This window comes from Arthrobacter sp. MOO21, assembly GCF_057369995.2.
This window is the reverse complement of the sequence record NZ_CM170671.2, coordinates 126,440-142,519: the sequence shown is the minus strand read 5'-3', so window position 1 is coordinate 142,519 and position 16,080 is coordinate 126,440. Positions and strand designations below refer to the sequence as shown.

16 protein-coding genes are annotated in these 16,080 nt (G+C 67.1%); 9 read left to right on the top strand and 7 right to left on the bottom strand.

Going from position 1 to position 16,080, the window contains the following annotated elements:
* The first annotated feature begins 142 nt into the window (after nucleotides 1-142).
* The gene (locus tag AC2JAJ_RS00685) at nucleotides 143-1,333 is read left to right on the top strand and encodes an acyl-CoA dehydrogenase family protein (RefSeq protein WP_486414635.1); all 1,191 of its coding nucleotides are present in this window, start codon (nucleotides 143-145) and stop codon (nucleotides 1,331-1,333) included.
* On the opposite strand, the gene AC2JAJ_RS00680 is transcribed toward AC2JAJ_RS00685, so the two are convergent.
* The gene (locus tag AC2JAJ_RS00680; RefSeq protein ID WP_486414636.1) at nucleotides 1,330-1,950 is read right to left on the bottom strand and encodes a peptidoglycan DD-metalloendopeptidase family protein; all 621 of its coding nucleotides are present in this window, start codon (nucleotides 1,948-1,950) and stop codon (nucleotides 1,330-1,332) included. The genes AC2JAJ_RS00685 and AC2JAJ_RS00680 overlap by 4 nt on opposite strands.
* Before the next feature lie 453 nt (nucleotides 1,951-2,403).
* Between AC2JAJ_RS00680 and rpsB the strand changes: the two genes are divergently transcribed.
* The 3 genes from rpsB (at nucleotide 2,404) to pyrH (ending at nucleotide 5,069) form a co-directional block, all read left to right on the top strand.
* The gene (rpsB, locus tag AC2JAJ_RS00675) at nucleotides 2,404-3,249 is read left to right on the top strand and encodes a 30S ribosomal protein S2 (RefSeq protein WP_221383849.1); all 846 of its coding nucleotides are present in this window, start codon (nucleotides 2,404-2,406) and stop codon (nucleotides 3,247-3,249) included.
* A gap of 127 nt (nucleotides 3,250-3,376) precedes the next feature.
* On the top strand, nucleotides 3,377-4,213 hold the full coding sequence (tsf, locus tag AC2JAJ_RS00670) for a translation elongation factor Ts (RefSeq protein WP_221383848.1): 837 nt from the start codon (nucleotides 3,377-3,379) through the stop codon (nucleotides 4,211-4,213).
* A gap of 118 nt (nucleotides 4,214-4,331) precedes the next feature.
* On the top strand, nucleotides 4,332-5,069 hold the full coding sequence (gene pyrH / locus AC2JAJ_RS00665; protein ID WP_221383847.1) for a UMP kinase: 738 nt from the start codon (nucleotides 4,332-4,334) through the stop codon (nucleotides 5,067-5,069).
* 518 nt (nucleotides 5,070-5,587) lie between these two features.
* Here pyrH and AC2JAJ_RS00660 read toward each other — a convergent pair.
* Nucleotides 5,588-6,808: an IS110 family RNA-guided transposase gene (locus tag AC2JAJ_RS00660; RefSeq protein ID WP_486414637.1), complete on the bottom strand. Its 1,221-nt coding sequence runs from the start codon at nucleotides 6,806-6,808 to the stop codon at nucleotides 5,588-5,590.
* A 253-nt stretch (nucleotides 6,809-7,061) separates the two neighbouring features.
* On the opposite strand from AC2JAJ_RS00660, the gene frr reads away from it, so the two are divergent.
* The 3 genes from frr to AC2JAJ_RS00645 all read left to right on the top strand — a co-directional run bounded on the left by frr (nucleotide 7,062) and on the right by AC2JAJ_RS00645 (nucleotide 9,264).
* On the top strand, nucleotides 7,062-7,619 hold the full coding sequence (frr, locus tag AC2JAJ_RS00655; RefSeq protein ID WP_221383846.1) for a ribosome recycling factor: 558 nt from the start codon (nucleotides 7,062-7,064) through the stop codon (nucleotides 7,617-7,619).
* On the top strand, nucleotides 7,619-8,539 hold the full coding sequence (locus AC2JAJ_RS00650) for a phosphatidate cytidylyltransferase (RefSeq protein WP_486414638.1): 921 nt from the start codon (nucleotides 7,619-7,621) through the stop codon (nucleotides 8,537-8,539). The genes frr and AC2JAJ_RS00650 overlap by 1 nt, the downstream gene beginning before the upstream one ends.
* A 140-nt stretch (nucleotides 8,540-8,679) precedes the next feature.
* Nucleotides 8,680-9,264, top strand: coding sequence for a DivIVA domain-containing protein (locus tag AC2JAJ_RS00645; protein ID WP_221383844.1), 585 nt, complete (start codon nucleotides 8,680-8,682; stop codon nucleotides 9,262-9,264).
* Between the two features lie 22 nt (nucleotides 9,265-9,286).
* Here AC2JAJ_RS00645 and AC2JAJ_RS00640 read toward each other — a convergent pair whose 3' ends face one another.
* Genes AC2JAJ_RS00640 through AC2JAJ_RS00620 form a run of 5 tightly spaced genes read right to left on the bottom strand, consistent with a single transcriptional unit; the run spans nucleotide 9,287 to nucleotide 13,827 of the window.
* Nucleotides 9,287-9,976: a hypothetical protein gene (locus AC2JAJ_RS00640; protein WP_486414639.1), complete on the bottom strand. Its 690-nt coding sequence runs from the start codon at nucleotides 9,974-9,976 to the stop codon at nucleotides 9,287-9,289.
* A 19-nt stretch (nucleotides 9,977-9,995) separates the two neighbouring features.
* Nucleotides 9,996-11,462, bottom strand: a complete 1,467-nt coding sequence (locus AC2JAJ_RS00635) for a sodium/solute symporter (RefSeq protein WP_486416761.1) — start codon at nucleotides 11,460-11,462, stop codon at nucleotides 9,996-9,998.
* 37 nt (nucleotides 11,463-11,499) lie between these two features.
* Complete coding sequence (locus tag AC2JAJ_RS00630) at nucleotides 11,500-11,898, bottom strand: DUF485 domain-containing protein (protein ID WP_221383842.1); 399 nt, start codon at nucleotides 11,896-11,898, stop codon at nucleotides 11,500-11,502.
* On the bottom strand, nucleotides 11,895-12,611 hold the full coding sequence (locus AC2JAJ_RS00625) for a LytR/AlgR family response regulator transcription factor (RefSeq protein WP_221383841.1): 717 nt from the start codon (nucleotides 12,609-12,611) through the stop codon (nucleotides 11,895-11,897). The genes AC2JAJ_RS00630 and AC2JAJ_RS00625 overlap by 4 nt, the downstream gene beginning before the upstream one ends.
* A gap of 34 nt (nucleotides 12,612-12,645) precedes the next feature.
* Complete coding sequence (locus AC2JAJ_RS00620; RefSeq protein WP_486414640.1) at nucleotides 12,646-13,827, bottom strand: sensor histidine kinase; 1,182 nt, start codon at nucleotides 13,825-13,827, stop codon at nucleotides 12,646-12,648.
* A gap of 184 nt (nucleotides 13,828-14,011) precedes the next feature.
* Here AC2JAJ_RS00620 and AC2JAJ_RS00615 point away from each other — a divergent pair, with 184 nt between their 5' ends.
* Nucleotides 14,012-14,392, top strand: coding sequence for a DUF485 domain-containing protein (locus tag AC2JAJ_RS00615; RefSeq protein ID WP_486414641.1), 381 nt, complete (start codon nucleotides 14,012-14,014; stop codon nucleotides 14,390-14,392).
* A complete protein-coding gene (locus tag AC2JAJ_RS00610; RefSeq protein ID WP_486414642.1) occupies nucleotides 14,389-16,005 on the top strand; it encodes a monocarboxylic acid transporter in 1,617 nt (538 codons plus the stop codon). Before AC2JAJ_RS00615 ends, AC2JAJ_RS00610 begins: the two co-directional genes overlap by 4 nt.
* Nucleotides 16,006-16,080: the final 75 nt, after the last annotated feature.

The window sequence follows — 16,080 nt, the reverse complement described above, 5'->3', positions numbered from 1 at the left end:
GACGTCTTACGTCGGCCGCGGTTTCCGCTTTAACGCTGTGAATTATTGGCGCCAGGCACATCCTGCGGTATGTTACTGGTCAGTAACATACCGTGTGTCGCTCCTGATGCATGGTGAGCGCTGATCATCAAAGAAGGTACCCATGGCCACCTCTGCTGCCGACTTCCAAGAGCTTCCATACGCCGACGGGGACTTCTACGCCTTCGAGCAGCTCCTTTCCGGCAAGGAGCGGGACCGGCTCGCCGAAGTCCGGGACTTCCTGGCACGCGAAGTCCGCCCCATTGCGGTGGATTGCTGGAACCGTGCGGAATTCCCGATGGACCTGGTGCCGAAGCTTGCCGGCGTGGACCTGGTAAGCCCGGTCCGGCGCCAGGGCTACTCGAACCTCTTCGCCGGCATGCTGCACGCGGAAGTCACGCGGGCGGACGCCTCCATCGCCACCTTCCTGGGCGTGCATGACGGGCTGTTCACCGGCTCCATCGAGGCGCTGGCTTCCCAAGAGCAGAAGGACGAGTGGCTGCCGGAGATCTATTCCCTGAAGAAGATCGGTGCCTTCGGGCTGACGGAGCCGCTGGGCGGCAGCGACGTCGCCGGGGGAACCCGGACAACAGCCCGGAAGGACGGTGGCAACTGGGTCCTCAACGGAGCCAAGAGGTGGATTGGCAACGCCACCTTCTCTGACTGGGTGGTGGTCTATGCCCGCGACGTGGCGGACAACCAGGTCAAGGGGTTCCTCGTGGACACTTCCCTGGCGGGCATCCGCACGGAAAAAATCGAAAACAAGATCTCGCTCCGTACGGTCCAGAATGCCGACATCCTCCTGGAAGACGTGGTGGTCCCGGACTTCTTCAAGCTGGCGAACGCCAACAGCTTCCGCGACGTCAACAAGGTCCTGAAGGTGACGCGCCTGGCTGTTGCCTGGCAGGCAGTCGGCCTGCAGCTGGCGGCGTTCGACGTTGCCCGGCGCTACGCGGTGGAACGCCACCAGTTCGGCCGTCCCCTGGCTTCGTTCCAACTCATCCAGGACCAGCTGGTCCGGATCCTGGGCAACGCCGTCAGCTCCATGGGCATGATGGTGCGGCTCTCCCAGCTGGAGGACGAGGGGACGGCCAAGGATGAGCAATCCGCGCTGGGCAAGGCCTTCGCCACCGCCCGCATGCGGGAGAGCGTGGCCCTCGGCCGCAGCATCCTGGGCGGCAACGGCATTGTGACCGACTTCGAAATGGCCAAGATCTTCGCCGACGCGGAGGCTATCTACTCGTACGAAGGCACGGCCGAAATCAACACCCTGGTCACCGGACGGGCCATCACGGGCATCTCTGCCATCGTCTAGCCGGGATGCGCCCGCCCGGGTGCACCTGACAGGGGCAGCAAAACCGACGGGCGAAGGTCCACGACGAACTGCAGCGGATTGACGTACTCCGCACCGTCGCGGACACCCCAGTGGACGCAGCTGGCGGCCGGGCAATGCCCGGGCAGGGCGGTGCCGATCACCTGGCCCGCGGCCACCGCGCTGCCCACCGCCAACGCGCTGTCCACCGGCTCGAAGCTGCTCCGCAGGCCGCCGCCATGGTCGATGGTAATGACGGGCCGGTCCACCACCACGCCCACGAAACCCACCGTGCCGGCGGCGGGGGACGTCACCTGCGCTCCGGCGCCCGCGGCGCCCAGGTCCACGCCCCGGTGCCCGCTGAGCCAGGGTTTGGGCGGGGGATCGAAGCCGCGGAGCACGGGCGGCCGCGGAGCCAGCGGCCAGCGCCAGGAGGGCGCCGCAACCATCCCGCCGGCCGCCGTCGTTATGTCCGGACGCACGGACAGTGTCCGCACGTAAGCTGCACTGCCAGCCAGGCTGGCAGGTGCACTGACGGGAAAACCTGCGGACGGGTGGCCTGCGGAGGCCACGGACGCGGGCAGCAACAGGAGGGCGGCCAGGAGGATGGGGGGTTTCATTCCGCCAGCATGCCTCCCGAATGGGGACCACGGCAGGCCTTTTTCCTGCTATGTGGACAACGGTTGCGGGCCGTCCCGCCGGTCCGCCGGACGCGGGTGCCTGTAGTACACTTGATGGAGCAGTTTGCTGCGCCCTCTACGCTTCCCGAACCAGTGGTCAACGCCAATGGCGTTTACCCCTGTCCGGATCGCGTCGGCACATCTCATTCAGGAGTGTGGGGGAGCAGCGGCTGACTACGCGCATCCAGCCCTCCGGCGGCCAACGCACCAGCGTTTGTCCAACGGAGGATCGCGCTTCCTGCGGTCCGTGCCACGCGGCGCGGATGGGAAGGGCGATGGATGCCAGGAGCACGGCCCGAACCCGGGCCACGCTAATCAACCGTCAACTATTTGGCAGGGTAAGAAGCCTCCGGGCTCTCTCATGAATGACCTGCCGGGAAAAGGAGCGTCGGCATGCCCGTCGTAACCATGCGCCAGCTGCTTGACAGCGGCGTCCACTTTGGACACCAGACCCGCCGTTGGAACCCGAAGATGAAGCGCTTCATCTTCACCGAGCGCAACGGCATCTACATCATCGACCTTCAGCAGTCGCTGTCCTACATCGACCGCGCCTACGAGTTCGTCAAGGCCACTGTTGCCCACGGCGGCACCGTGCTGTTCGTCGGCACCAAGAAGCAGGCCCAGGAAGCGATTGCCGAGCAGGCAACCCGCGTCGGCCAGCCCTACGTCAACCAGCGTTGGCTCGGCGGTATGCTGACCAACTTCCAGACGGTTGCCAAGCGTATCCAGCGCATGAAGGAACTCGAAGAGATCGACTTCGACGACGTCGCCGGTTCCGCTTACACCAAGAAGGAACTGCTGCTGCTCAAGCGCGAGCTCACCAAGCTGGAGTCCAACCTCGGCGGTATCCGCAACCTGACCAAGGCTCCCTCCCTGCTCTGGGTCGTGGACACCAAGAAGGAACACCTCGCCGTTGACGAGGCCAAGAAGCTGAACATCCCCGTGGTTGCCATCCTGGACACCAACTGCGACCCCGACGAAGTCGACTTCCCGATCCCGGGCAACGACGACGCCATCCGCTCCGTGAACCTCCTGACCCGCGTTGTTGCCGACGCCGTTGCCGAGGGCCTCATTGCCCGCAACAGCCGTGGCACGGGTGCAGCCGAAGCTCCGGAAGAGCCCCTGGCCGAATGGGAGCGCGAACTCCTCGAAGGCAGCAAGGCAGAAGCTGCAGCCGCTCCGGCAGCAGAGGCTGAAGCCCCGGCGGCTGCCGAGGCTCCCGCCGAAGACGCCAAGTAAGACAAGTAAATCCGGATTCTCCGCGCTGTCCGCAGCCGGAGCTGCTGACAGGATGGCAGCCCACCGTCGTGGGCTGCTGTCCTGTCGGTCCGTACACCACCACACATTTCTAGACAGAGGGGTTCACATGGCGAACTACACTGCCGCGGACATCAAGGCCCTGCGCGAGCGCACCGGCGCCGGCATGATGGACGTCAAGAAGGCTCTTGACGAAGCTAACGGTGACGCCGAGAAGGCCATCGAAATCATCCGCATCAAGGGCCTCAAGGGCGCTACCAAGCGTGAAGGCCGCTCCACCGCTGAAGGCCTCGTGGCCGCCAAGGTCAGCAACGGCGTCGGCGTCATGATCGAGGTCAACTGCGAGACCGACTTCGTCGCCAAGGCTGACAAGTTCATCCAGCTTGCGGACAAGGTCCTGGCCATCGCCGTCGAGTCCGGCGCTGCCGACCTTGAGACCCTGCTCGCCACCGACGTTGACGGCAAGCCGCTGTCCGAGGTTGTCGTCGAAGAGGGCGCGATCCTGGGCGAGAAGGTTGTTGTCCGCCGCATCTCCCGCATCGAGGGTGCAACGGTCGACGCTTACCTGCACAAGACCTCCAAGGACCTCCCGGCCCAGGTCGGCGTGCTGTTCGCTGTTGACGGTGAAGGCGAAGCCGCTGCCACCGCCGCCCACGACGTCGCTGTGCACATCGCCGCGATGGCTCCGAACTACCTCACCCGCGAGGACGTTCCGGCCGAGCTCGTCGAGTCCGAGCGCCGCATCGCCGAAGAGACCGCCAAGGCCGAGGGCAAGCCCGAAGCCGCCCTCACCAAGATTGTCGAAGGCCGCGTGACGGGCTTCTACAAGGGCGAGGTCCTGGTTGACCAGGCATTCGCGAAGGACGCCAAGAAGTCCGTGGCACAGGTCCTCGAAGAGGCCGGTGTCAAGGGAACGGCGTTCACGCGTTTCCGCGTCGGCTCCTAGTCGAAACTGCGAGGGGGTGGCCACTTCGGTGGCCGCCCCTTTTGCATGCAACGGGGACGGTGCCACCACCGGCCCCGGCAGGATACCCTTTTTTCAGACTCATCAACGGGAAGGCATCATGGAAGCCGTCAACACTGTCATCCATTCAGACAAAAGCAGGCGCCGGGTCCTCCTGAAGCTCTCCGGCGAGGTCTTCGGCGGCGGGAAACTGGGTGTCGACCCCGAAACCGTCCGCGACGTCGCCAAGCAGATCGCTGCAGCCGTCCCCGAAGTTGAAGTGGCCATCGTGGTGGGCGGCGGGAACTTCTTCCGCGGCGCCGAGCTGTCCCAGAGCGGCATGGACCGCTCCCGCGCGGACTACATGGGCATGCTGGGCACCGTCATGAACTGCCTGGCGCTGCAGGACTTCCTGGAGCAGGCGGGCGTGGAAACCCGCGTCCAGAGCGCCATCACCATGGGCCAGGTTGCCGAGGCCTACATTCCGCGCCGGGCCATCCGGCACATGGAAAAAGGCCGCGTGGTGATTTTCGGCGCCGGCGCCGGCCTCCCGTACTTCTCCACGGACACCGTGGCCGCCCAGCGCGCCCTTGAGGTCCACGCTGACGTGGTCCTCATGGCCAAGAGCGGCGTGGACGCCGTGTACACCGCCGACCCCAAGAAGGACCCCACCGCCGAGCGGCTCGAAACCCTCAGCTATGACGACGCCCTGCGCCGCGACATCCGGGTGATGGACCAGACCGCCATGACCATGTGCAAGGACAACAACCTGTCCATGGTGGTCTTTGGCATGGAGGGTGAGGGGAACGTCACCCGCGCCATCCTCGGCGAGAAGCTGGGCACACTGGTCACCGCCTAGCTGGCTATAGGTCGTGTCAAGGCCGCGTCCGGACACAGCGGTGCCGGCGCCTGGGGGCGGGGCGGCGGCGCTCGGAGGGGTTTGGCGGCTGGCGGTTTTTTGGCTGGACCGGCGTGGTTCCGGGTCCGCGCCCACGCTGACTTATCCGACCTCGGGGCCAATTCTCCGGGTCATCTGGCGTCGTTCGGGCTGCGGCCGGGAGGCGAAGGGCCGGGCGCCAAGCTAGGCGCGGCGTAACGCGTGAGCGTCCGCCATAGCTGCGGCGGCGTCTGGTCCGGCCCTTCGTCGGTTCCAGCGTCTCACCGCCGGCCGGGGTTGTGAAGTGGTTTTAGGTTGGTGTACCTCCTTGAATCCCGGAACTGGCGGGGGCTTTCCGGCTGGCCGAATGGTGTGCCGCCGGCTTGTCGCTGTCACCGTCGTTCGTCCTCGCTGCGCTGCGGGCGCTCCATGTTGACCGCTCCCTTGCGCCGACGGCGGCATCGGCAGCTATCCGGCAAAGCCACTCCGGGCCCGGATGCTCACTCCCAGCGGGCGGGGTCGTAGACGGCCTCGTCCCGGACCATGGCATACGCGATCCTGGTGGCGCGGTGCGCCATCGCGCAGGCGATGACGCCGCCTTTCTTGCCCCGCGCCTTGAGCCCGGCGGCGTAGGCCCGGCTGGGCGGGTCAGTCAACCACAGACCCATGCCGAGATCGATCAGGGCCCGTCGCAGCGCCACGCTGCCTTCCCTGCTGATGGATCCGTCACGTCGCTTGCCAGCGGACTCGTACTGGGTGGGTGAGAGCCCTGAGGCCCGGTAGATCTGCGAGGGCCCGGGCCAGCGCTGCGGGTCACCCAGCACCCCGGCATAGGTGCCGGCCCTGACCACACCCCACCCCGGGGTCGTGGTGAGCGTCGCGAACGGGCTCAGCGGTAGCAGCCGGGCGAGTTCGGCCTCTGCAGCGTCGATCTGCGCCGTGAGCTCCGTGACTAACGCCAGATCCGCGGCCAGCACTTTCCGCGCCACCGCCGCGTCGACTGTGGTCAGCGCGTTGCGGGCGGCCTGAATTAGCCGTTCGGCCAGCGGCTGGCGGACCTGAAGGCCGCGGCCCGCCGCGAACCGGACGAAGCGGCCCGCCCCAAGCGCGGCGAGCCGCTTCGGGTCGGCGAATTCAGCGGCCACGAGCCTGCCGACCCTGGTGCCGAGGACATCCGGCAGAGCCAGCGTCAGTCCGGGGAAGGCCCGGTCCAACTGGCCCAGCAGTTGGTTCTTCGTCGCGGTCCGCGACTGGACCCGGCGGGTCCGGTGCGCGGCCCACGCGCCCAGCTCACCGATCACGGCCTCACGGTCAGCAACCCCGATGCCGCGGCCGGCCAGCACCAGTTCCGTGATCGCCTCCAGATCCAAGGCATCGGTCTTGACCCGCCGGCGTCCCTGGACCCTGCGCTGTTCAGCGACATGCGCCGGATTCAGCTCCAGCACCTGCCAGCCCGCAGGCCACACGGACGGTCCCAGCAACGGCCGGTGATAATGCCCGGCAGCCTCGATCCCGACCTTCACCGGACCATCCGCACCCGCAAGTCTGTTTCTGATCAGCGCGAGGACACTCTCCAGACCCCGGCCGGTCATCTCAAAATTCACCGGACCCAACAAGCGGTGCCGGCCCGCATCGGTGACCGACAACGCAACCACCGTCTTGCCCACATCCACAGCGACAACCAGAGGGAAATCAGTGGCCGCAGAGGCCTGAACAGACATAACAAACACCTCCGAAGGTATCGGGAGGGCCCGCGGATCATTCCGCCCGGGCCCCCAAGGGAATCTGATACATCCCGTCCTGACATCTCCGGAGGTGTTTGGGAAGGACTAACTCAACTCATATCAGCTGCGGCTAGGATGATTCCAGGACAGTTCCGTCCCCGCCGGCCGGCGGGGACGGAACCAGCAACAGAGAACCGCGTGTGTGCATGGACCGGTGCCCGGGACCGCACCAGAACCGTCAGGAGAAACCGTGATCGAAGAAACCTTGCTCGAGGCCGAAGAAAAGATGGACAAGGCGGTTGAGGTAGCCAAGGAAGACTTCGCTTCCATCCGCACCGGCCGCGCCAACCCCGGCCTGTACAACAAGGTCCTGGTGGACTACTACGGCTCGCCCACCCCGCTGCAGCAGCTGGCCTCGTTCGCCATCCCCGACGCCCGCACCATCCTCATCACCCCGTTCGACAAAACCGCCATGCGGGACATCGAACGTGCCCTGAGCGACTCCGAGGTCGGCGCCAACCCCTCCAACGACGGCAACGTCATCAGGATCACCATTCCTGAACTGACCAAGGAACGCCGCAAGGAGTACGTCAAGATCGTCAAGACCAAGGGTGAGGAGGCCAAGATCTCCATCCGCAACATCCGCCGGAAGGCCAAGGAGACCCTGGACCGCCTGGTCAAGGACGGCGAAGCCGGGGAAGACGAGGGCAGCCGGGCCGAAAAGGAACTGGACAGCCTGACGAAGGCCCACGTGGACGGCATCGACGAGCTGCTCAAGCGCAAGGAAGCAGAGCTGCTCGAAGTCTGATGGGCCAGGCAGAACAGGCCCCGGCAGCACGGGCGCGCACACAGGGGAAGCAGCCCAGGAGCAATCCGACGCCGAAGGCCGGGCGGAACCTGCCCGCCGCGGTTGTGGTGGGCGTGGCCATGCTGCTCGCGGTGCTGGGGGGACTGCTGTTCCTGCCGCTCGGCTTTGTTGCGGTCACCACCGCGTTTGCCGTCTTTGGCGTGTGGGAGGTCTACCGGGCCCTGGAAGCCAACGGCACCAGGATGCCCATCATCCCGGTGATGACCGGCACGGTGGCCATGCCTTTCGCCGCGTACTTCGGCGGCATCGAAAGCCAGCTGTTCGCCATGCTGCTCAGCGCCGTGGCCGTGCTTCTGTGGCGTTCCATCGAAAGTGCGGCAGGGTCGGCCAACAGCATCTTCGCCGGGGTCTTCACCCTGGGGTGGGTACCCTTCTTCATCAGCTTTGCCGCGCTGCCGCTGCACGCAGGGGGCACCACCCCGCTGGGACTGTGGCCCGGTGGGACCGTGCCCGAGGGCGCCTGGCAGATCGCCGTGATGCTCCTGCTGGTGGTTTCGAACGACACCTTCGGCTACCTGGTGGGCGCATCCTTGGGGAAGCACCCGATGGCGCCGAAAATCAGCCCGAAGAAATCCTGGGAGGGCTTTGCCGGATCGGTGGCCGGTGCCACGGTGGTCGGGGTCCTGGCAGCGGTCTTTGTGCTGGACAAGCCGTGGTGGGTCGGTGTCGTGCTGGCGGTTGGCACTGTGGCCGCCTCCACCGCCGGTGACCTCGCGGAGTCGATGGTCAAGCGGGAACTCGGCGTGAAGGACATGAGCAGCATCCTGCCCGGGCACGGGGGAGTGATGGACCGGCTGGACTCGATAGTGTTCAGCTCGCCGGTGGCCTTCGTCCTCTACGGGCTGGTCGCCGGCGCGTAATCCAGCCGGACGTCCTGCAGGCCCCCTTGGCGGTGCCGGCGGAGGCCCGGGACACAAACAGGGACGGACGGCCGGCGCCGGCCCCGTCACCCTAAACTGGTGCGGAAGCACTACGGCTGAAGAGCATTGAAGGAATCGAAGTGGCATTGGACATTCATCGGCAGATCCCTGCGTCCTTTGAGCGCGTACACCGCGGCGAGTACGGCTACAACGCCAAGCAGGTGGATGAGTTCCTGCGGCGGGCCCGCATCTCACTCGAGACTCCCGAGGCAGCCACCGAACCGGTGGACAGCTCCGACGTCAGGGCCGTCTCTTTCGATCCCGTCAAGGGCGGCTATTCGGCGGCCGTGGTCGACGCCGCGCTGGACCGGCTGGAGGACGCCTTTGCCCGCCGGGAACGGGATGAGCTGATTGCGGCCCGCGGCGAGGACGCCTGGCTGCGGGAGATTGGAAACCTCTCAGGCATCCTGCGGGGCCGGCTGCACCGCCCGGACGGCGAACGCTTCCGCAGGCCGGCCAGGAAGAAGGCCCGCAGTTACAACACCGACGACGTGGACCGGCTGTGCCGGGAACTCGTGGCCTACCTCGAACAGGACAAGCCGCTGAGCGTGGACAGCGTGCGCCGTGCGGTGTTCCGCCCGGCCGTGGGCCGCGACGGCTACGAGGAGTCGCAGGTTGACGCGTTCCTGGACCGCGTTGTGGAGCTGATGGCGGCCATCGACTGACCGGCCACCAGCCGGACATTTGTCACTCCGCGCCCGGCGGGGTGGGGGAGAGCGGCGTAAAGCGCCGCCAGACGTCCCGGTAGCCCCGGTAGCCGCGTATGGCGGACGCGGCCAGGAATGCAGCCCCGCACACGGCGCCCGCGACAGTTGACACCGCCGTTCCACTGCCCGCCAGGGACAGCAACAGCCCTGCAAGGACGGCAATCAGGGCAGCATTCGCCGTCGTTATGAAGATCATGCTGCTACCCGCCACGTGGCTGAAAGTGCCCCGGTTGCCGAAGAAATAGTAGGTTTGCTTCGAGCCGGCCTCGTCGTCATGGTGGGCTGCCATCAGGTAGGGGGCAACGCCCGGGTCCAGCTCCACGTAGGCGGCCCGCAGCCTGTTCATCGCCGTCACGTACATCAGGTCCTCGTGCGCCACGTTTTCCACCCGCAGCTGGGTCAGGAGCCCCACCGCGGCATCAACGAACAGGACAGCCACAGCCAGCAGGACAAAATCATCCGAAAACCCGGTGGCCTGGCCCACCAGGGCAACACTGACCACGCTTGCCGAGGTGAAGGTCAGGAACATGCTGATCCGGGTCAGCACCTCGCCCTGCGCCGTGCTCCGCGACGCCAGCAGGCCCCAGTGCTCCGTGGCCAGCAGCTGCGCGCGGACGGATGCAGGGATTTCGCCCTGCCGGCGGGACGTTCCGCCGTCGTCGATGGACATGGCGTCATTGTCCTCCCGGTCACCGTTCCGTTGCCAGGGGCCGTTCCGGAGTATGCAGCCGGGTCATGATCCGCGGCATCGAAGCGGGTACGCGGTGGGCGGTGGCCCGGGAAACGACGACCATGACGGCGAAGGCCGCGGGCACGGTCCAGGCCGCGGGCTGCGCCAGCCACGGAGGTGTCTGGCCGGTGCCGGCGACGGCGCCAACGACCATGGCCCCGCCGCACAGCACTCCGCCGGTCAGCATGCCGGCGATGGCACCGGCATCCGTCAGGCCCCGCCACCAGATGCCCAGGAGGAGCACCGGGCAGACAGTGGAAGCGGTGAAGGCAAACACCAGACCGACGCTTCCGGCCAGGGCCAGGGAGTCGGTCATGAAGGCAAAGCCCAGCGGAACGACGACGGCCATGACGGCGGCGAGCCGGAACCCCCGGACACTGCCGCCCAGCACGTCCTGGCTGATGACACCCGCCAGGGACACCACCAGTCCCGACGTGGTGGACAGGAACGCGGCGAAGGCCCCGGCCACGACGAGGGCGGAGAGCAGATCGCCGGCCACCCCGCCCAACAGTTGTCCCGGCAGGAGCAGCACCATGGCGTCGGGCTGTCCGGCGCGGGCCAGGCCGGGCGCGAACACGCGGGCCACCAGCCCGTAGGCGGTGGGAAACAGGTAGAAGACGGACAGCAGTCCCAGCACGATCAGGGTGGTACGGCGCGCTGAATGCCCATCCGGATTGGTATAGAAACGGACCAGCACGTGCGGCAGGCCGAGAGTGCCGAAGAGCAGGGCCACCAGCAGGGACACGTTCTGGTACAGCCCGGCGGGCGGGGCACCGGTGGGGTTGGCAGCGGGCGCGGCCAGCGGCTCCGTCCCGTTCCCGGCGAGCACGAAGATGATGAACAGGATGGGCACGGCCAGGGCCGTCAGCTTGAGCCAGTACTGGAACGCCTGGACGAAGGTGATGGACCGCATCCCGCCGGCCACCACCGTCAGGCAGACCACCACCACGACAGCCACCGAGCCGACCCATGAGGGCAGGCCGGTGGCGATGCGGACGGTGAGCGCCGCGCCGTGCAGCTGGGGAACGATGTACAGCCACCCCACAGTCACCACGGCCAGGCTGGTGACTCTTCGGACTGCGGGCGATGCCAGCCGGGCCTCGGTGAAGTCCGGGATGGTGTAGGCCCCGGAACGGCGCAGCGGAGCGGCGACGAAGAGCAGCAGCATCAGGTAGCCGGCGGTGTATCCCACAGGAAACCAGAGGGCGTCGGTACCCGAGAGCAGGATGAGTCCTGCCACGCCCAGGAAACTGGCGGCGGAGAGGTATTCACCTCCGATTGCGGAGGCGTTCCACCAGGGACGGACCGTCCGTGAGGCAACGTAGAAGTCGCTGGTAGTCCGCGAGATGCGCAGCCCGTAGAAGCCGATGACGGCGGTAGCTACGGTCACCACGGCAATGGCGGCGAGTGCGACGCCGGCGCTCACCCGGTCCCCGCCGCACGCCGGTGGATTGTTCCCCGAGTCATTGTTCGCCAGCCAGGTCGCGGTAGCGCGCCTCATTGCGCGCCGCCGTCCGGACGTACAGCCATGCACTAAGCCCGATCACGGGGTAGGTCCCGACGCCCAGCAGCAGCCACCCGAAGGGAATGCCGGCAATTCCCGACTCGGCAAGGCCCGGGACCAGGACCAGCACCAGCGGGAACGCGGCGAGGATCAGCAAGAAGCCGCCGGCCACCACCAGGGCCAGCCGCAGCTGGGACCTGATCAGGGACCGGACGAAAACCTGGCCCACCTCCGAGTCCTGCGCGGCTTCCCGGGATTCCAGCGGCCCTGCCGTGCGCTGGTTCGGGATGCGCTGGCCCGGTGTCCGCGCCGGAATACCCTGTGCCGTGTGCGGGGCGGTCACCCGGACCCGGGTCATGAGTGCGGCCTGATCCTGGTGGCTTCCAGCCTCTCCCGCACCGTGGGCAGGTGGCGACGGCTGATCGGCAGGCCCGCGCCGGCCACGGTCACGCGGGGCCCGTCGGCGGCCAGCTTCATCGAAGACACATGCTTGAGGGCCACCAGGTAGGAACGGTGGGTACGGATGAAGCCCGCGTCGGCCCATTGCTGCTCCAGGTCTGCCAGCGGCACGCGGATAAGGTAGCTGGCGTCGGCGGTGTGGAGCCGCGCATAGTCCCCCTGCGCCTGGACGTACGTGACGTCGTCACGCCGGATCATCCTGGTGGTCCCGCCCTGGTCCACGGTGATCATCTCCGGCGCGGCCCCTCCGTCGCGCAGTTCACAGATCCGGGCCACAGAACGGGCCAGGCGTTCGGCCCGGACCGGCTTGAGCAGGTAATCCACGGCAGCCAGCTCAAACGCCGCCAAGGCATGCTCCTCGTCCGCGGTAACGAAAACCACCACCGGCGGATTGCTGCTCCTGGCGATGGCTGCCGCTATGTCCAGCCCGGACACAGCCGGCATATGGATGTCCAGGAAGACGGCGTCGATGCCGCCGGCGGACAGCGCAAGGAGGGCCTCGCTGCCGGAGGTTGCCCGCTGGATCCTGCCGACGCGCTCATCCCTGCCCAGCAGGAATGCCAGTTCCTCCACGGCAGGCAGCTCATCGTCAACGACGAGGACGTTAATCATGCTCCTAGGGTACGTCCAGGGGCGGGCACTGCCTTTACGCGTCGTGCCCGGGCTGGGATTTCGGCACCCGCATGGTGATCAGCGTGCCTTCGCCGGGGGCGGTTTCAATCACCAGTCCGTGGTCATTGCCGTACACCTGGCGGAGCCGAGCATCCACGTTCCGCAGCCCCACGTGGTCCCCGTCGGTGTGGCCCGCCAGCATGGACCGCAGGTGCCCGGGGTCCATGCCCACGCCGTCGTCCTCGATGGTCACCTCGGCGAAGGCTCCGGCGTCCTCGGCCGTGATGCTGATGTGCCCCGGCCCCTCCTTGGCCTCGAGCCCGTGCCGGACGGCGTTCTCCACCAGCGGCTGGAGGCTGAGGAAGGGAATGACCGTGCCCAGCACTTCCGGGGCCACCCGAAGGCTGACCTGGACGCGCTCGCCGAACCTGGCGCGTTCGAGCAGCAGGTAGCGGTCGATGCAGCGGAGCTCCTCGGCAAGGGTGGTGAAGTCGCCGTGCCGGCGGAAGGAGTACCGGGTGAAATCCGCGAACTCCACCACCAGCTCCCGAGCCCGCGCCGGGTCGGTATTAATGAAGGATGCGATGGCGTTGAGTGAGTTGTAGATGAAGTGGGGGCTGATCTGGGCCCGAAGCGCGCGCACCTCGGCTTCCATCAGCAGGGTGCGGGACGCGTCCAGTTCCGCCAGTTCGACCTGGGCGGCTACCCAGTCGGCCACCTCTCCCGTGGCCCGGACCAGGCCCGCGCCGGCCGAGGGTGCGAACGCCGCGACGACGCCGGCCACGCGCCTGCCGGCCCGCACCGGGGAGATCACCGCGGCCAGCGCACCGCCCGTTCCTTCCGGGCCGGCGGGGAGAACGGCCGCCCTGCCCGAGGCCAGCACACTCGAGGCCAGCTCCATCAGGTCCGTCCCGGCGTCGTCCTGGGCCCCGTCCCACGCCAGGACTCCGTTGGTGTCCGTGATGGCCAGGGCCTCGCAGCCCAGCAGGGCCCGCAGCTGCCGGCTGGCCTTCGCGGCACCTGCGGGGTTGAGGCCGCGCCGCAGGTGCTGCCCCGCCTGCGACGCGGCGTGGAGGGTGTGGTAGGTGGCGCGTTCTGCGTCGGTGCCCAGCTCCCGGAAGGAGCGCAGCACCTTCAGGCCCACGGCGACGACGACGGCAATCGACATCGCGATCACCGCCACGGCCGCGGCGGTCAGGAGGGGGGAGTCCGGCATGGTGCCCAGCGTAGCCGCGGGAACCGTTTGCCGCAGCATCGCGACCGTTGAGCGACGGCGGCGGTGATGTGCTGGAACAGGATGGCAACCGGACGGCAAAGTGATTGGTGTCACATCTGCGGTGCCCCTGTGCGAATCAGGGCCTGCCGCCCGGTGTGTTCCGGCAACTCAATGAGGAGGAACGATGGGTCACGATGCCCATACTCCGGACGCGGCGGCGTCCGTGGACTTTGAACAAGTCCAGTCGACCGGGCAGTTCCAGGAATTGCGCAAGCGTCACCGCAGCTTTGTCTTCCCCATGGCAGTGGTCTTCCTGCTGTGGTACTTCGCGTACGTCCTGCTCGCCGACTACGCGGTGGGATTCATGTCCACCAAGGTCTGGGGCAACATCAACATCGGCCTGATCCTGGGCCTGCTCCAGTTCGTCTCGACGTTCGCCATTACCGGCTGGTACGTGCACTACTCCAATAAGAAGCTGGATCCCATCGCCTCGGAGATCCGGCATGAGATCGAGGGGCACGAATTCGATAGGAACGGAAACCGAGTGGGCGGAGCCAACAAATGATCGCAATTCCCGCAGCGGTGGACGTCGCCGCGCTCAAGGACACCACCCTGCTGAACATGGGCATCTTCGGCCTGTTCGTGGCCGTGACCATGGTGATTGTGTTCCGCGCGAGCCGCAACAATAAGACCGCCGCCGACTACTACGCCGCCGGCCGGTCGTTCACCGGCTCGCAGAACGGCACGGCAATTGCGGGGGACTACCTGTCAGCCGCATCCTTCCTGGGCATCACGGGCGCCATCGCCATCAACGGCTACGACGGGTTCATGTACTCCATCGGCTTCCTGGTGGCCTGGCTGGTGGCACTGCTGCTTGTTGCCGAACTTCTGCGCAACACGGGCAAGTTCACCATGGCGGACGTGCTGTCCTTCCGGCTGAAGCAGCGCCCCGTCCGGATCGCGGCGGCCATTTCCACCCTCGCGGTCTGCTTCTTCTACCTCCTGGCGCAGATGGCCGGCGCAGGCAGCCTGATCTCCCTGCTGCTGGGCATCAGCGACTGGGGCGGACAGGCGCTGGTGATCATCGTCGTCGGCGCCCTCATGATCATGTACGTCCTGATCGGCGGCATGAAGGGCACCACCTGGGTCCAGATCATCAAGGCCATGCTCCTGATCGCCGGCGCAGCCGTCATGACCCTGTGGGTCCTGGCCATCTATGGCTTCAACCTCTCCAGCCTGCTGGGCGGCGCCGCAGAGACGGCCAACAACCCGGCTGTGCTCAACCCGGGCCTGCAGTACGGCAAGTCCGATACCTCCAAGCTCGACTTCATGTCCCTGGGCCTGGCGCTGGTGCTTGGCACCGCAGCACTGCCGCACGTCCTGATGCGCTTCTACACCGTCCCCACGGCCAAGGAAGCGCGCAAGTCCGTGGTCTGGTCCATCTGGCTCATCGGGCTCTTCTACCTCTTCACCCTGGTGCTGGGGTACGGCGCCGCGGCCCTGGTGGGGGCGGACACCATCAAGTCCGCACCCGGCGGCGTCAACGCAGCCGCCCCGCTGCTGGCGTTCCACCTGGGTGGGCCGCTACTGCTCGGCTTCATCTCCGCGGTCGCCTTCGCCACCATCCTGGCGGTGGTTGCCGGCCTGACCATCACGGCGGCGGCATCCTTCGCCCACGACATCTACGCCAACGTCATCGCCAAGGGCAAGGCCGACGCCGCCACCGAGGTCCGCGTGGCGCGGCGCACCGTCGTGGTCATCGGCGTGCTGGCCATCCTGGGTGGCATCTTCGCCAACGGGCAGAACGTCGCCTTCCTGGTGGCACTGGCCTTCGCCGTTGCCGCTTCGGCCAACCTGCCCACCATCATCTACTCGCTGTTCTGGCGGAAATTCACCACCCAGGGCGCCGTGTGGAGCATGTACGGCGGGCTGGCGGCCGCGATCCTGCTGATCGTCTTCTCGCCGGTGGTGTCCGGTGCGAAGACCTCGATGATCCCCGGCGCCAACTTTGCGCTCTTCCCGCTCAGCAACCCCGGCATCGTGTCCATTCCGCTGGCCTTCTTCCTGGGCTGGCTGGGCACCACCCTGGACAAGAGGAGCGAGGACCCGGCAAAGCAGGCCGAGATGGAAGTCCGGTCCCTGACGGGAATCGGCGCCGAGAAGGCAGTGGACCACTAGGGACGCTGTCCTGCAGGGGCACCGCCCGGCAGGATAGACAGGAAGAGCCTCCGTGCCGCGGGAAGCGCTACGGAG

Bases quoted from the DNA above. Each gene is read 5' to 3' on its own strand.
- AC2JAJ_RS00685 (WP_486414635.1), top strand. From the start codon at position 143: ATGGCCACCTCTGCTGCCGACTTCCAAGAGCTTCCATACGCCGACGGG.
- AC2JAJ_RS00680 (WP_486414636.1), bottom strand. From the start codon at position 1,950: ATGAAACCCCCCATCCTCCTGGCCGCCCTCCTGTTGCTGCCCGCGTCC.
- rpsB (WP_221383849.1), top strand. From the start codon at position 2,404: ATGCCCGTCGTAACCATGCGCCAGCTGCTTGACAGCGGCGTCCACTTT.
- tsf (WP_221383848.1), top strand. From the start codon at position 3,377: ATGGCGAACTACACTGCCGCGGACATCAAGGCCCTGCGCGAGCGCACC.
- pyrH (WP_221383847.1), top strand. From the start codon at position 4,332: ATGGAAGCCGTCAACACTGTCATCCATTCAGACAAAAGCAGGCGCCGG.
- AC2JAJ_RS00660 (WP_486414637.1), bottom strand. From the start codon at position 6,808: ATGTCTGTTCAGGCCTCTGCGGCCACTGATTTCCCTCTGGTTGTCGCT.
- AC2JAJ_RS00650 (WP_486414638.1), top strand. From the start codon at position 7,619: ATGGGCCAGGCAGAACAGGCCCCGGCAGCACGGGCGCGCACACAGGGG.
- AC2JAJ_RS00640 (WP_486414639.1), bottom strand. From the start codon at position 9,976: ATGTCCATCGACGACGGCGGAACGTCCCGCCGGCAGGGCGAAATCCCT.
- AC2JAJ_RS00630 (WP_221383842.1), bottom strand. From the start codon at position 11,898: ATGACCCGGGTCCGGGTGACCGCCCCGCACACGGCACAGGGTATTCCG.
- AC2JAJ_RS00625 (WP_221383841.1), bottom strand. From the start codon at position 12,611: ATGATTAACGTCCTCGTCGTTGACGATGAGCTGCCTGCCGTGGAGGAA.
- AC2JAJ_RS00620 (WP_486414640.1), bottom strand. From the start codon at position 13,827: ATGCCGGACTCCCCCCTCCTGACCGCCGCGGCCGTGGCGGTGATCGCG.
- AC2JAJ_RS00615 (WP_486414641.1), top strand. From the start codon at position 14,012: ATGGGTCACGATGCCCATACTCCGGACGCGGCGGCGTCCGTGGACTTT.
- AC2JAJ_RS00610 (WP_486414642.1), top strand. From the start codon at position 14,389: ATGATCGCAATTCCCGCAGCGGTGGACGTCGCCGCGCTCAAGGACACC.